Genomic DNA, 12,611 nt, shown 5'->3' with positions numbered 1-12,611 from the left:
GGAGAGCCGGGCCGTTTTCCGGGGGGCGGGTCTTTCTGAAACAAGAGAAAAGGCGGGGAGGACGGGCCTTCCCGCTTCCGTCCTCCCCGCCCGGCGCCGGGCTCAGTCGTAGGTGACTTCGAGCACCTCGAACCTGGCGCTTCCCTTGGGCAGCGGCACGGTCACGGTCTGGCCGGGGCGCTTGCCGCTGAGGGCCTTGCCGATGGGGCTGGCGTCGCTGATGCGGTTGTTGAGCACGTCGACCTCGTAGGTGCCCACCAGCTCGAACTGGCGCTCGACGCCCTTCTCGTCACGCACGCGCACCCGGGCGCCCAGGCCCGCGCCGCCCGCCGCGTCCTCGGCGACGATCTGGGCGCGTTCGAGCTGGTCTTCGATCTCCACGATGCGCGCCTCGTTCTCGCTCTGCTGCATCCGGGCCTCGTCGTAGGCCGCACTCTCGCGCAGGTCGCCGTCGGCGATGGCCGAGCCCATGTATTCGCTGATCTGTTCGCGGCGGGTGGTCTTGAGGTGATCCAGCGTCTCGACCAGCTTGTCGTAGCCGCGCTGCGTCATGGGGATGCGCTGTTTGGTCATGGCGGCCCAGTATAGGGCAGGGGAGAGAGGCGCCGCCGTATCCGGCCCTCCCCGCGTCGGCCTCACGGCTGGGGAAGAACAGGCGACGGACGGGGCCCGGGCAGACTCGCGGGGCCGCGCCGCAGGGTGGGAAGCCTCGGCGAAACAAAGGGTCGCACCTGCCGAGTGAGGTGCCTGTGCGCACTCAACATGCCCTCGTTCCCGTGTACAGGGCCCCGAGAGGCGGTTGCCGTGGAGGAGGCGGGGTGCTCTTGGCCCCACCACCGCCACGGGGCCACCGCGCTCAGCCCCGCCGCCGCCCCCAGCCCGTGAGCGCCACTCCAGCCACGAGGCACATCACGGCGATCCCGAGTAGGAACCCTGCCGCCACATCCGCCCGCCAGAGGTCGTCCACGGCGAAGTGCAAGGCCAGGGTGAGGAAGCCGAGGGTCAGAAGCAGGGAGGCGCGCGCCCGGGCTTTGGTGGGAGTCATGCCCGAGTGTACGCCGGGCGGGCGGCCCGGCCTGGGACCTCAGCCGCTCAGTAAGCGAGGCCCGCCTGGTTGACCATCAGCCGGAGTTCGTGCGGGCTGGTGGCGGCGTCGAGGGCTTCTTGCAGCGTGATGAGGTGGTGGCGGTAGAGCCCCACGAGGGTCTGGTCGAAAGTCTGCATCCCCCGGATGTTGTCCTCGATCATCGCGTCCTTGATCAGGGCCGTCTTTTCCTCGTCCTTGACGTACTCGCGCACGAGGGGCGTGGCGATCAGGACCTCGGTGCCGAGCACCCGCCCCAGACCGTCCGCCCGTTTGAGCAGCCGCTGGCTGACGATGCCGACCAAGGACTCGGCGAGGAGGTGGCGAATCTGGTCGCGCTCGAAGGGTTGGAAGAGGTCGATGATGCGGTTGACCGACCGCACGGCGTCTTGCGTGTGCAGGGTGCTCAGCACGAGGTGCCCGGTCTGCGCGGCGGTCAGCGCGGCCTCCACCGTCTCCTTGTCGCGCATCTCGCCGATCATGATCACGTCGGGGTCTTGCCGCAGGGCGTACTTGAGGGCCGTGCGGAAGTCGCGCGTGTCCGAGCCGATCTCGCGCTGCACGACGAGGCTCTTGCGGTTGCGGTGCAAGATCTCGATGGGGTCTTCGAGGGTGATGATGTTGTACGGGTACGTGCGGTTGATATGGTCGATGAGAGATGCGAGCGTGGTCGTCTTGCCGCTGCCCGTGGGCCCGGTGACCAGGATCAGGCCCCGGGGCGCCGCCGCGAAGCCGTACATGACCTCGACCGGCAGCCCGAGCGCCTCGAAGCCGGGCACGGCGTCCGCCACGACCCGCATGACGACGCCGACCGCGCCGCGCTGCCGGAACACGTTGCAGCGGAAGCGGGCGAGGCCGGAGACGCTGTAGGCGAGGTCCACCTCGTTGCGGTACTCGAAGTCGTCCCACTGCCCCGGGCTCAGGAGCGACTGCGCGAGCGCCCGGGTGTCCGCCGGCGTGAGCGGCTGGGTGCCGAAGGGCAGGAGCGCCCCGTCCACCCGCCCCATCGGCGGGCTGCCCACCTGGAGGTGCACGTCCGAGACCCGCTGGGCCACCATCTCCCGCAGGAGGTCTTCGAGGGTCACGTGCCTTCCCCGCCCGCCTGCCGCGGGAGGTCCGGCCACAGGGGCAGGTTGTCGATGAGCCTCACGCCGAACATCCGGGCGGCCACCAGAACGCGGGTCATGGGATCATTCTCCACACGCTCTCTTTCCGCCATGTCACCGCCCACCACCGTGAGGTAGTCCAGGCTGACCTCGGGCTCCCCCGCGAGCACGTCCAGCCCCGCCTGCCGCAGCCGGGCCGTGTCGCGCTCACCACGCGAGGCCGCCGCCTGCACCGCCCTCAGCGCCCGCGAGAGCACGGCGGCCCGCTCCTGCCCCTCCGGCGTCAGGTAGCTGTTGCGGCTGCTCAGCGCCAGCCCCGAGGCCTCCCGCACCGTAGGCACCCCGACGATCTGGGCAGGCACGTTCAGGTCGCGCACCATTCGCCGCACGACCGCGAGCTGCTGCCAGTCCTTCTCCCCGAAGTACGCCCGGTCCGGCCCCACGAGGCCAAGCAGCTTGAGGACCACCGTTGCCACCCCGTCGAAATGCCCGGGCCGCGAGCTGCCCTCCAGCGGTTCCGACACGCCTCCCACGGTGACGTTCGTCGCGTAGCCCGGCGGGTACATCACCTCCACGCCGGGGTGGAAGAGCAGGTCGGCGCCCGCCGCTCCCGCCACGCCCAGGTCGCGCGTCAGGTCGCGCGGGTAGCGGCTCAGGTCCTCCCGGGGGCCGAACTGCCGGGGGTTGACGAAGACGCTCACGACCACGGTGTCGCTCTCGGCCCGCGCCCGCTCGATCAGCCGCGCGTGTCCCTCGTGCAGGTAGCCCATCGTGGGAACGAGGCCGACGCGGCCCCCATCTGCCAGGGCGGCGCGCAACTCCTCGGGAGTGGTGACGAGGGACGGTGTGCGGGGAGCGGTCAATCCCGCCTCCCGTCCAGCCCGAGCGCGTTCACCACGAGGTCGAGCGCCCACGCGATGACCGTCAGGACCAGGGCGCCGACAATCGCGGCCCCGAAGCCCGCCACGTTCAGCGCCGTCACCGCCGCCACGATGAGCAGCACCACGCCGTTCACCACGAGCGTGAACAGCCCCAGCGTGAGCAGGTTGATCGGCAGACTGAGCAGCAGCAGCACGGGCCGGATGAGCGCGTTCACGATCCCCAGCACGAGGGCGGCGAGAATCACGGCGCCCGCGCCCGCCCCCGGCGCGAAGCTCACGCCCGCGTACACCCGCGTCACGAGGTACAGCGCCAGCGCGTTCACGAGCAGTCGAATCAGGAAGCCCATAGGGAGAGGATAGGGGCTGGAAAGTCGAGCGGCACGCCGTCCGGTCATCTGATGGACACGTGCCCGGCGTGGGGCCGTCAGCGGTTCGGCCCAGCCCTACAGCCCGAACCGCCCGTAAATCTCCCCCACGTGCCGCAGATACCACCCCAGGTCGAAGGCGGCGTCGAGTTCCGTTTCAGTAAGGGGGTTTTCGGTGTCGGCCTTCAGCAGGTCGCGCAGGCCCTCGCCCGTCTCCCAGCTTCTCAGGGCGTGGCGCTGCACGAGGTCGTAGGCGGCTTCGCGGCTCATGCCCTTCTCGTCGATCAGGGCGTGCAGCACCCGCTGGCTGAAGACGAGACCGCCGAGGTCGTTCAGATTCCGCAGCATCCTCTCGGGGAAGACCACGAGATCACGCAGCACGCCCGTCAGGCGCCGGGTGGCGTAGCTCGCCGCACTCGTGGCGTCGGGCAGGATGACGCGCTCGGCGCTGGAGTGGCTGATGTCGCGCTCGTGCCAGAGGGCGACGTCCTCCAGGCCGGTGACGAGGTAGCCGCGCAGCAGCCGGGCGAGGCCGGTCACGTTCTCGGTCAGGATGGGGTTTTTCTTGTGCGGCATGGAGGAACTGCCCGTCTGCCCCTTGCCGAAGGGCTCCATCGCCTCGCGCACCTCGGAGCGCTGGAGGTGACGAATCTCGACCGCGATCTTCTCCAGGGTGGTGCCCAGGATGGCGAGGGCGCTCAAGACTTCGGCGTGCCGGTCCCGCGCGAGCGTTTGGTTGGTGACGGGGGCCGCCTGCCAGCCCCAGGCGGCGGCGACCTCCTCCTCGATGCGGGGGGAGACGTGCGCGTAGGTGCCCACCGAGCCCGAGAGCATGACGACCTGCACCCGCCTCCGCGCCGCCGCCAGCCGCTCCAGGTCGCGGCCCAAGGTCGCCATCCAGTTCAGGAACTTCAGCCCGAAGGTCATGGGCTCGGCGTGGATGCCGTGGGTGCGGCCCACCGTGGGCGTGAGCTTATAGGTGACGGCCTGGTCGCGGCACACGTCCCGCAGCGCCCGCACGTCCGCCTCGATCAGCCCCAGCGCCTCGTCCAGCAGCAGGTTTTGCGCCGTGTCCACCACGTCCGTGCTCGTCAGGCCGTGGTGGATAAAGCGGGCCTCCTTGCCGTACCGCTCGGTGAGCGCCCGGGTAAAGGCCACGATGTCGTGCCGGGTGACCGCCTCGATCTCGGCCACCCGCACGGCGAAGGCGTCGTCGAGGGGACCGGCTTCCGCGCGGGCCGTCAGCGCCTCGAAGGCCCCCCGGGGCACCTCGCCGTGGGCGGCCTGGGCCTGCATGGCGGCGAGTTCGACCCGCAGCCACGCGCGGTACTTGCTCGCCTCGCTCCACAGGGCGCGCATCTCGGGGGTCAGGTAACGGTCGATCACGGCGGGCAGCGTAGCACCCGGCGCGGGCCTATCCTCGGGCCATGCTGGAACAGGTCTGGGCGGCGCTGGGCGAGGAGCGGTACGGGGAGGCGCGGGCGCTGCTGGAGGCCGACCCTACGCTCCTCGCCTCCGGCGACGGGCAGCATACGCTGGGGTACATCCTCGCGCACGAGGGCCTATTCGACGAGGCGCGGGAGGTGTACGCGAGGCTGCGCGTCGCCCATGCGGGTGAGCCTGAGGAGCACATCTTCGTCCATCAGCAGGGCATGGTGGAGCGGCTCGCCGGAGACCACCGGGCCGCCCTGCTCCTGTTTGCCGAGGAGCACGCACTGATCGACGCCCTCCCCGGTGACCGCGCCTTTGAGCGGGCCGTAAACGGGTACGAGGTGGGCGTGAACCGGCTCGCGCTCGGGGAGATCGAGGCCGCGCGGGCCGCTCTGACTGTCGCGATGACCGATGCTCAGGCCGCCGACGATCCCATGACCCTCGCCTGCGTCCACCGGGCGTTGGGCGACCTCGCGGCGCAGACGGGCGACTCCATTGAGGCCCGGGCCGAGTACGAGTGCGCGCAAGCGGCTTTTCAGAAAGCTGGAGCCGACCGTGCCGCGGCGGAGGTGCGTGCCCGCTACGACGCGCTGTGAACCTGTTCGTCGGTCCTTTCTCCCCCAACGGGGGAGGCGCCTGACGTCAGCCTGGGGTCAGAGACCGCACCGACATTGGCCGGAGGAATCCAACCCCAGGAGGAACACCTTGAAACACCGCACGATGATGTGGCTCACCGCCCTGACGCTCGGCGTGGCGGGCGCGCAGACCTCACCCCAGACCCAGGCGACCCCGGTCAGCCTGCCCGGCACGGTGCCCGCGTCGGTCAGCCGCGACTCGACCGAGGCTCTGGAGACCTTCCTGGCGGCGGGCGGTCAGGTGCAGCTCGTGGACGCGGAGGGCAGCGTGATCGGCACCCTCAACCCCGACGGGACGGTGGCGCTGACGGAGGGCTCCACCCTGGCGGACGCGAGGGCCGTGCAAGTCGTTCCCCCGGCGGGACAGGGCGAGCCGCAGACCTACACGCTGGCACGCGACCTGTCGAAGCCCGGGGCGATCAAGTTCGAGTGGCCGCAACCCGGCGGGCGGACCGTGTCGCTGCCGCTGTCCGCCCTCGTCAACCGCCAGGCCGACGCGAAGACGGCTCAGGTGCGCGGGGGAAAGGGCACCCACGACGAGCATGAGAATGAGGGCGAGAAGGCCGAGAAGTCCGGCAAGGAGCACGGCGGCAAGGGCAAAGGCGGGAAGTAGGTCCAACAGGCGAGGTTGACGTTGTAGGGAGGGGGAGTGGGCTGCGGCGCACTTCCCCTCGCCCCTGTTCACCCGGTCCCGCCTCCCGCTTTCTCCTCGCGCACCCCCACCCACAGCACCCGCACCCCCGCGACCGTCAGCGCGTCCTGTGGCAGGTACAGATCCCACGCCCCGTGCTTCGGGATGACGTTCGGCAGGCCCACCGCGTGCTGGAGGGCGTTCTGATAGGTCGAGCAGTCGAGCCCGTCCCGCGGGTCGGGGTCGTCCCCGCCGCCCACCCGGTACGCGAGGCCGTCCAGCCGGGCGACCGCCGCGCGCAGGGTCGGCATCTGCTCGGGGCGCACCCCCACGTCGAGCACGATCACCACCTCCCGCGACGCGAGCCGGGTCTGGGGGACGGTCTGCGGGCCGCCGTTGAGCAGGCCCCCCGCGAAGAGGCCCGGCGCCTCGGTGAGCAGCCCCGGCGCCACCTTGCGCGAGACGTGCGGGCACACGCCCCAGGGGCTCGCCGCCCGCCAGCGCCGACCGCACACCACGATCAGGCTGCCCTCCGGCGCGCGGTCGAGGGCCTGCGCCACCGTCACCAGGCGGTCTCCCGGCACGACCTGATCGGTCAGCAGACGCGCCGCGCTGACCTCGCCGCCCGCGGGACCCGCCCGGAAGTTCAACTCGCGCACGCCCCCGGGGGGAGCACACCCGCCGAGGATGAGGGAAAGCAGCAGGGCAGGCAGGAAAAGGCGGCGCGGCACCCCGCCATTATCGCCTAGACTCGCCGGGATGACCGACCTCGCCGCCGCCCTGACCGTCGCCGTGGAGGCGGCCCGCACCGCCGGGGCCATCCACCGCGCGCACGCCGGAAAGGCCCTCACCATCCGCTCCAAGTCCACCTACAGCGACCTCGTGACCGAGGTGGACGCGCTCTCCGAGGCCGCCATCCGCGACGTGATTGCCCGCACGTACCCGGATCACGCCGTCCTGGGCGAGGAGGAGGGCCTGGGCGGCGGCGTGGGGGACGCCCCCTTCCGCTGGGTGGTCGATCCCCTCGACGGCACCGTGAACTACGCGCACGGCTTCCCCTTCTCCTGCGTGAGCATCGGGCTGGAGGAACGCGGCGAGCGGGTGGTCGGCGTCGTCTTCGATCCTAACCGCGACGAACTCTTCACCGCCACGCGCGGGGGCGGCGCCTTCCTGAACGGCTCGCCCATCCGCGTGAGCGAGACGCCCACCCTGACGACCCCGGCCCTGGTGTCCACCGGCTTTCCCTACGACGCGAGCGGGGAGGGGAACCTCGCCCTCGTCGCGCGGCTGTTGCGGCTCGGGGTGCCCGTTCGCCGACCGGGGGCCGCCGCGCTCGACCTGTGTTACGTCGCCTGCGGGCGCACCGACGCCTACTGGGAGTTCGGCCTCAAGCCCTGGGACAGCGCCGCCGGAAGCCTGATCCTGGAGGAGGCGGGGGGCACGGTCACGGGCCGCGGCGGCGAGGCCACCCCCTACGCCCCCATGATCGTGGCGACGAACGGGCGGGTGCACGGGGAACTCCTCGCCCTGCTGCGGGAGGGGTGAGCCGGGGTGCTGCCCGTCCTCCTCACCGTCTTGATCGTGTTCCTCAACCTCGGCGGCGTCGCCAGCATCCTGCTCGAATTCGGGCACGGCGAGCGGTGGCCCGCACTGAATTCCCTCGTGCTGCTCGTCGCGCTCGACGCGGTCGGCTTCTGGCTGCTGCGCCGATTGCGCGAGCCGGGGTAGAGGAAGGGGTCAGTCAGGGCCCCTTCTTCAGCAGCGCGGTCAGGTGCCGCCGCAGGGCTCCCAGGACCGGAGCGCTTCTCAGGCAGGCGGCCAGCGCCCGGGTCGCGTGCCCCTCGCTGCCCCGCATCGCCTCCGAGAGGTGTGCGAGGACGGTGGGGTGGAGCCGTCCGCGCACGTACAGCGCCGACTCCAGCAGGTCGTCCACGGGCAGCCGGGCGTGCCTCTCCCCGTCCGCGGTCACCGTCTCCACCACCGCCCGCCCTCGCCCGTCGGTGGTGAGGTGCGCGTGCAGGGGCCGCCCCGCGTGGCGCGAAACCTGCTCGACCGTGGGCAGGAAGGCGTTCACGAGGTTCACGGCGAGGCTCAGGCCGAGGAGGTGCGCGCGGGCCACGTCCTCCGCCCCTCCGCCGAGCGTCTGCGTGAGGCGCCGGGCGAGCCGTTCTCCCTCCGCGCGCAGCAGGGCCTGCGGGTCGTCGCTTGCCCCGTCCTGGATCGTCTTCACGGCCTCAGGGTAAGGGACGGGGGGCGACGCACCCCCGCCGTTTCCATCTAGACAGGCCGCGTTTTATACGTGTGCATCGCTGTTCTCCGGCAGGCTGCCCCCGGGAAGCGATGGTGTAGTCTCAGCGGGTATGAACGTCATCGGCAAGGTCACCGTGCTGCCGCAACTGCCCCGCTCAATCGGGCGGTTGTCGGAACTCGCCTACAACCTGTACTGGTCGTGGACCCCACACGCCCAGTCGCTCTACCAGGACCTCGACCCCGAGGTTTGGGAGCGCTTCCAACACAACCCGGTTCGCACGCTGCTCGAGGTCCCGCAGGAGCGGCTGGCCCACGCCGCCGCCAACCCCGACTATCTGGCGCGCTACGAGCGGGTGATCGCCGACTTCGACGCGTACATGACGAAGCAAGACACCTGGGCGAGCCAGAACGCCCCTGGCCTCGCGCCCGTCGCCTACTTCAGCATGGAGTACGGCTTCCACGAGTCGCTGCCGATCTACAGCGGTGGCCTCGGCGTGCTGGCGGGCGACCACTGCAAGAGTGCCTCCGACCTGGGGCTGCCCTTCACGGCGGTGGGGATGCTCTTCCACCAGGGCTACTTCCGGCAGATGCTGGGCAAGGACGGCTGGCAGCAGGAGGCGTACGACGAACTCGACCTCACCACCCTGCCCATCCGGCCCGCGCTGACCCCGGACGGGCAGGAGGCGCGCGTGTCCGTCCGGATCGGGGCCCGTGCCGTCCATATCCGGGTGTGGGAACTCGCCGTGGGGCGCATCAAGGTGCTGCTCCTCGACGCAAACGTGCCCGAGAACAGCGAGGACGACCGCAAGCTCACCGCGCGGCTGTACGGCGGCAACCAGGAACTGCGGGTGCAGCAGTACGTGCTGCTGGGGGTGGCGGGCATCCGGGCGCTCAGGCTGCTGAACGTCCCCGCGGGCGTGTACCACATGAACGAGGGCCACGCCGCCCTGCTCGGCCTGGAGCGGATGCGCGAGTTCGTGGAGGCGGGCCTCGATTTCCGCACCGCGCTGGAGGCGGTGGCGAGCAGCACCCTCTTTACCACCCACACGCCGGTCGCCGCCGGGAACGACGCCTTCGCCTACGACCTGATGGACCGCCACCTCGGCAAGTGGCCGGGCCTGCTGGGCGTCAGCCGCGACGACCTCTATGCCCTCGCCCGCCACGAGCAGTTCTGGGACAACCACTGGGTGCCCACCTTCTCCATGACCGTCTTCGCCCTCAACATGAGCCGCGCGGCGAACGGGGTCTCCGAACTCCACGGCGAGGTCAGCCGCGACATGTGGAAGTTCCTCTACGAGGGCGCCGAGGCGGGCGAGGTGCCCATCGGCCACGTCACGAACGGGGCGCACAACCTCACCTTCACGAGCCAGCCCATGCGCGGGCTGCTGGGCAGCGTCTTGCCCGCCGACTGGACCGAGCGGCTGGAGGACGAGGCGATGTGGGAGGCCGTGGAGGAGCTGTCGGACACCCAGCTCTCCGACGTGCAGCTCGAAATGAAGCGCGAGATGGTCACCTTCGTGCGCCGCAGCCTCAAGGCCCAGATGATCCGCAACGGGGCCTCCGCCGCCGACGTGGCCGCGACCGACACGGTGCTCTCGGAGAATGCCCTGACCATCGGCTTCGCGCGCAGATTTGCCACCTACAAGCGCGCGACCCTGCTCTTCCGCGACAAGGCGCGGCTCAGCCGCATCGTGAACGACCCCGAGCGCCCGGTGCAGTTCGTCTTCGCGGGCAAGGCGCACCCGGCGGACAACCCCGGCAAGGCGTTCATCCAGGAGATCTACCGCGTGTCCCAGGAGCCCGAGTTCCGCGGCAAGATCGTGATCCTGGAGAACTACGACATGAGCGTCGCCCGCCAGCTCGTGCAGGGGGTAGACATCTGGCTGAACAACCCCCGCCGCCCGCTGGAGGCCTCCGGCACGAGCGGCATGAAGGCGAGCTTCAACGGCTCTCCCAACTTCTCGATCCTCGACGGCTGGTGGCGGGAGGGCTATGACACCACCAACGGCTGGCCCATCGGAGAGGAGCGCGAGTACAGTGACCTGAACGCCCAGGACGACGCCGACGCCTACAGCCTCTACAGCACGCTGGAGACCGAGATCGTGCCCCTGTACTACGGCACGGGCGGGCAGCGCAGCGGCTGGGCGAAGACGGTGCGCCGCGCCATCCGGACGGTGAGCCCGCGCTTTTCGATGCAGCGGCAGGTCATCGACTACGTGCAGAAATACTATCTGCCCCTCACGGCGCGGGGCGCGGAGGTGAGCGCCGACGGGGGCAGGCGGGCGCGCGAGATCGCCTCGTGGAAGACCTGGGTGCGCCAGCAGTGGCCGTACACGACCCTGCACGCCACGGCGAACCTCCCCACCACCGCCCGGCCCGGCGAGCGCGTCGAGGTCCGCGCGAGCGTCAACCCCGCCGGAATCCGCCCGGAAGAACTCCAGGTCGAGGCCGTCCTCAAGCGCGGCGAACAGGTCACCCGCGTGCCCCTGACCCACGACGGCGACGGCAAGTTCAGCGCCCAGGTGCCCCTCGACGACAGCGGCCTGTACTCCGTCGGCGTCCGCATGGTCCCCGAGATCGAGGGCCTGAGCAACCCGCTGGAGGCCGGGCTGATCAAGTGGGCGTGAGCGGGCAGCTCTCCGCGCTCAGCCGCTAGCCCCCGCCGGACCGCTCCCGCCGAGACAAAGGCGGGGGCGGTCTTGCCTTGGGCGCCATAATGCCACGCGTGCGCCGCGCCCTGCCCCCCTCGCTGCCCCCCATCCCGGCGCTGCTCTTCTCCATGCTGAGCATCCAGGGCGGCGCGGCTTTCGCCAAGACGCTCTTTCCCACCCTTGGCGCGGCGGGGACGACGGCCCTCCGCGTGACCCTGGCCGCCGCCCTCCTGAGCCTCATCTTCCGCCCTAACCTGCGCGCCCTGTCCCCGGCAGCGTGGCGGGCCGTCATCCCCTACGGCGCCGCCCTCGGGCTGATGAACCTGACCTTCTACCTCTCGCTGACGCGGCTGCCGCTGGGGCTGGCCGTCACGCTGGAGTTCGTGGGGCCGCTGGTGCTGTCGCTCGCCCTGTCGCGGCGGGCCCAGGACCTGGCCTGGGTGGCGCTCGCTGCGCTCGGCATCGTCCTGATCGCGCCGCACGGGGGAGAGGGCGGCACCCTCGATCCGCTCGGTGCGGCGCTGGCCCTGACTGCCGGGGCCTTCTGGGCGCTGTATATCCTGGCGGGCGGGGCGGTCGGGAGGCGGGTGCCGGGCGTGACCGGAGTCGTGGCGGGGATGCTCGTCGCGGCGGTCGTGACCCTGCCCTTCGGCCTGATTCAGGCGGGGACCGGGCTGCTCGCCCCTGCTGCCCTCCTCGCGGGGCTGGCCGTCGCCGTCTTGTCGAGCGCCCTGCCCTACAGCCTGGAGATGGCGGCCCTGCGCGCCCTGCCCGCCCGCGTCTTCGGCGTGCTGATGAGCCTGGAGCCCGCCCTCGCTGCCCTGAGCGGCCTGCTCTTCCTGAGCGAGCGCCTGACCCCGCTGCAATGGCTGGCGATGCTCTGCGTGATCGCCGCCAGCGCGGGCATCAGCCTGAGCGGAGAGAGGAGGGTAGTGGAGGTGGAACCGGCGAATTGAGGGGGATGTAGGCTGAACGGCGTTTGTCGTGACACCCTTTTCGCTTCAACTTGCATCACTGGTTATCGTGTATGACCAGCGAATCCTATTCAAGCGTGTGCCGACAGTTTGCAGTAGCCATTGAGCATGTGAGGAGTTAAAAGGCGGTCCAGAGATTCCAAGGTGACCGCCCCTTGGCTCACCCAAAAGCACCCGATAGGACGTTATTGAACCGTGTGATGAAGTGAGAGCCAAGCGAATAAAAAAGGGTGTCACAGTCTGATCACTAATCAGGATGCACATACCAGCGAGCTCGGCAGTTCTTAAACCGACCTTTTGGGCGCTGGCTAAAAACATACCGTCCAAGCTTTTTCTTTCCCACTCTGGATGATGGCGGGAGAGCAATCGCGGAATATACAACTCTAACAAGTAGCAGAGGTCTGCGGACGGTTGCACACTGAAACCCGATCCTATTGAGGTTCTCTCTGAATAAGCGCTTAGTTCGAGAGCAACCTTAGTCTCTAACCCTGAAGGGCTTTGTTGGGCGCCGGAGCCATTCATCACTGTAAGTATGCACCGATCAGCCGTCTTGCCCGATGTAGAAGGGGTGTTCCTCGCGCAGCAAAAACCGCCCCAACCTTA

14 protein-coding genes are annotated in these 12,611 nt (G+C 70.0%); 6 read left to right on the top strand and 8 right to left on the bottom strand.

The features are described 5' to 3' along the window. Window positions 1-102 precede the first annotated feature (102 nt). From greA to purB, 6 genes are all read right to left on the bottom strand, one after another. On the bottom strand, window positions 103-573 hold the full coding sequence (gene greA / locus A7B18_RS10275) for a transcription elongation factor GreA (RefSeq protein WP_102126606.1): 471 nt from the start codon (window positions 571-573) through the stop codon (window positions 103-105). A gap of 283 nt (window positions 574-856) precedes the next feature. After that, the gene (locus tag A7B18_RS10270) at window positions 857-1,045 is read right to left on the bottom strand and encodes a hypothetical protein (RefSeq protein WP_102126605.1); all 189 of its coding nucleotides are present in this window, start codon (window positions 1,043-1,045) and stop codon (window positions 857-859) included. Between the two features lie 47 nt (window positions 1,046-1,092). Then, window positions 1,093-2,169 carry a PilT/PilU family type 4a pilus ATPase gene (locus A7B18_RS10265; RefSeq protein ID WP_102126604.1) on the bottom strand — a complete coding sequence of 359 codons (1,077 nt, stop codon included), beginning with the start codon at window positions 2,167-2,169 and terminating at the stop codon, window positions 1,093-1,095. Continuing rightward, on the bottom strand, window positions 2,166-3,053 hold the full coding sequence (panC, locus tag A7B18_RS10260) for a pantoate--beta-alanine ligase (protein WP_102126603.1): 888 nt from the start codon (window positions 3,051-3,053) through the stop codon (window positions 2,166-2,168). The genes A7B18_RS10265 and panC overlap by 4 nt, the downstream gene beginning before the upstream one ends. Continuing rightward, the gene (locus tag A7B18_RS10255) at window positions 3,050-3,418 is read right to left on the bottom strand and encodes a phage holin family protein (RefSeq protein WP_102126602.1); all 369 of its coding nucleotides are present in this window, start codon (window positions 3,416-3,418) and stop codon (window positions 3,050-3,052) included. The genes panC and A7B18_RS10255 overlap by 4 nt, the downstream gene beginning before the upstream one ends. Window positions 3,419-3,514: 96 nt before the next feature. Continuing rightward, complete coding sequence (gene purB, locus A7B18_RS10250; RefSeq protein ID WP_102126601.1) at window positions 3,515-4,822, bottom strand: adenylosuccinate lyase; 1,308 nt, start codon at window positions 4,820-4,822, stop codon at window positions 3,515-3,517. Between the two features lie 41 nt (window positions 4,823-4,863). On the opposite strand from purB, the gene A7B18_RS10245 reads away from it, so the two are divergent. Both A7B18_RS10245 and A7B18_RS10240 read left to right on the top strand, forming a co-directional pair. Next, window positions 4,864-5,463, top strand: a complete 600-nt coding sequence (locus A7B18_RS10245) for a hypothetical protein (RefSeq protein WP_102126600.1) — start codon at window positions 4,864-4,866, stop codon at window positions 5,461-5,463. 109 nt (window positions 5,464-5,572) lie between these two features. Beyond that, window positions 5,573-6,115: a hypothetical protein gene (locus A7B18_RS10240; protein ID WP_102126599.1), complete on the top strand. Its 543-nt coding sequence runs from the start codon at window positions 5,573-5,575 to the stop codon at window positions 6,113-6,115. A 68-nt stretch (window positions 6,116-6,183) separates the two neighbouring features. On the opposite strand, the gene A7B18_RS10235 is transcribed toward A7B18_RS10240, so the two are convergent. Next, window positions 6,184-6,864 carry a hypothetical protein gene (locus A7B18_RS10235; protein ID WP_102126598.1) on the bottom strand — a complete coding sequence of 227 codons (681 nt, stop codon included), beginning with the start codon at window positions 6,862-6,864 and terminating at the stop codon, window positions 6,184-6,186. Between the two features lie 28 nt (window positions 6,865-6,892). Between A7B18_RS10235 and A7B18_RS10230 the strand changes: the two genes are divergently transcribed. Together A7B18_RS10230 and A7B18_RS21945 are read left to right on the top strand one after the other, a co-directional pair. Beyond that, window positions 6,893-7,678 carry an inositol monophosphatase family protein gene (locus tag A7B18_RS10230; RefSeq protein ID WP_102126597.1) on the top strand — a complete coding sequence of 262 codons (786 nt, stop codon included), beginning with the start codon at window positions 6,893-6,895 and terminating at the stop codon, window positions 7,676-7,678. Window positions 7,679-7,684: 6 nt separating this feature from the next. After that, the gene (locus A7B18_RS21945; protein ID WP_180970101.1) at window positions 7,685-7,861 is read left to right on the top strand and encodes a hypothetical protein; all 177 of its coding nucleotides are present in this window, start codon (window positions 7,685-7,687) and stop codon (window positions 7,859-7,861) included. A 13-nt stretch (window positions 7,862-7,874) separates the two neighbouring features. Here the strand turns inward: A7B18_RS21945 and A7B18_RS10225 are convergent, their stop codons facing one another. Further along, complete coding sequence (locus A7B18_RS10225) at window positions 7,875-8,363, bottom strand: hypothetical protein (protein WP_245872820.1); 489 nt, start codon at window positions 8,361-8,363, stop codon at window positions 7,875-7,877. 130 nt (window positions 8,364-8,493) lie between these two features. On the opposite strand from A7B18_RS10225, the gene glgP reads away from it, so the two are divergent. Together glgP and A7B18_RS10215 are read left to right on the top strand one after the other, a co-directional pair. Then, window positions 8,494-11,010: an alpha-glucan family phosphorylase gene (glgP, locus tag A7B18_RS10220; protein ID WP_102126596.1), complete on the top strand. Its 2,517-nt coding sequence runs from the start codon at window positions 8,494-8,496 to the stop codon at window positions 11,008-11,010. 89 nt (window positions 11,011-11,099) lie between these two features. Continuing rightward, window positions 11,100-11,990 (top strand): EamA family transporter, encoded by an 891-nt coding sequence (locus tag A7B18_RS10215; protein WP_102126595.1) that lies wholly within the window; start codon window positions 11,100-11,102, stop codon window positions 11,988-11,990. Window positions 11,991-12,611: the final 621 nt, after the last annotated feature.

This window comes from Deinococcus planocerae (genome assembly GCF_002869765.1).
Lineage (GTDB): Bacteria > Deinococcota > Deinococci > Deinococcales > Deinococcaceae > Deinococcus > Deinococcus planocerae.
Note: the sequence above shows the minus strand (reverse complement) of the source record. Positions and strands in the feature narration are given on the sequence as shown.

Coding starts and splice junctions, on each gene's coding strand:
- greA (WP_102126606.1), bottom strand. CDS start 573: ATGACCAAACAGCGCATCCCCATGACGCAGCGCGGCTACGACAAGCTG.
- A7B18_RS10270 (WP_102126605.1), bottom strand. CDS start 1,045: ATGACTCCCACCAAAGCCCGGGCGCGCGCCTCCCTGCTTCTGACCCTC.
- A7B18_RS10255 (WP_102126602.1), bottom strand. CDS start 3,418: ATGGGCTTCCTGATTCGACTGCTCGTGAACGCGCTGGCGCTGTACCTC.
- A7B18_RS10245 (WP_102126600.1), top strand. CDS start 4,864: ATGCTGGAACAGGTCTGGGCGGCGCTGGGCGAGGAGCGGTACGGGGAG.
- A7B18_RS10230 (WP_102126597.1), top strand. CDS start 6,893: ATGACCGACCTCGCCGCCGCCCTGACCGTCGCCGTGGAGGCGGCCCGC.
- glgP (WP_102126596.1), top strand. CDS start 8,494: ATGAACGTCATCGGCAAGGTCACCGTGCTGCCGCAACTGCCCCGCTCA.
- A7B18_RS10215 (WP_102126595.1), top strand. CDS start 11,100: ATGCCACGCGTGCGCCGCGCCCTGCCCCCCTCGCTGCCCCCCATCCCG.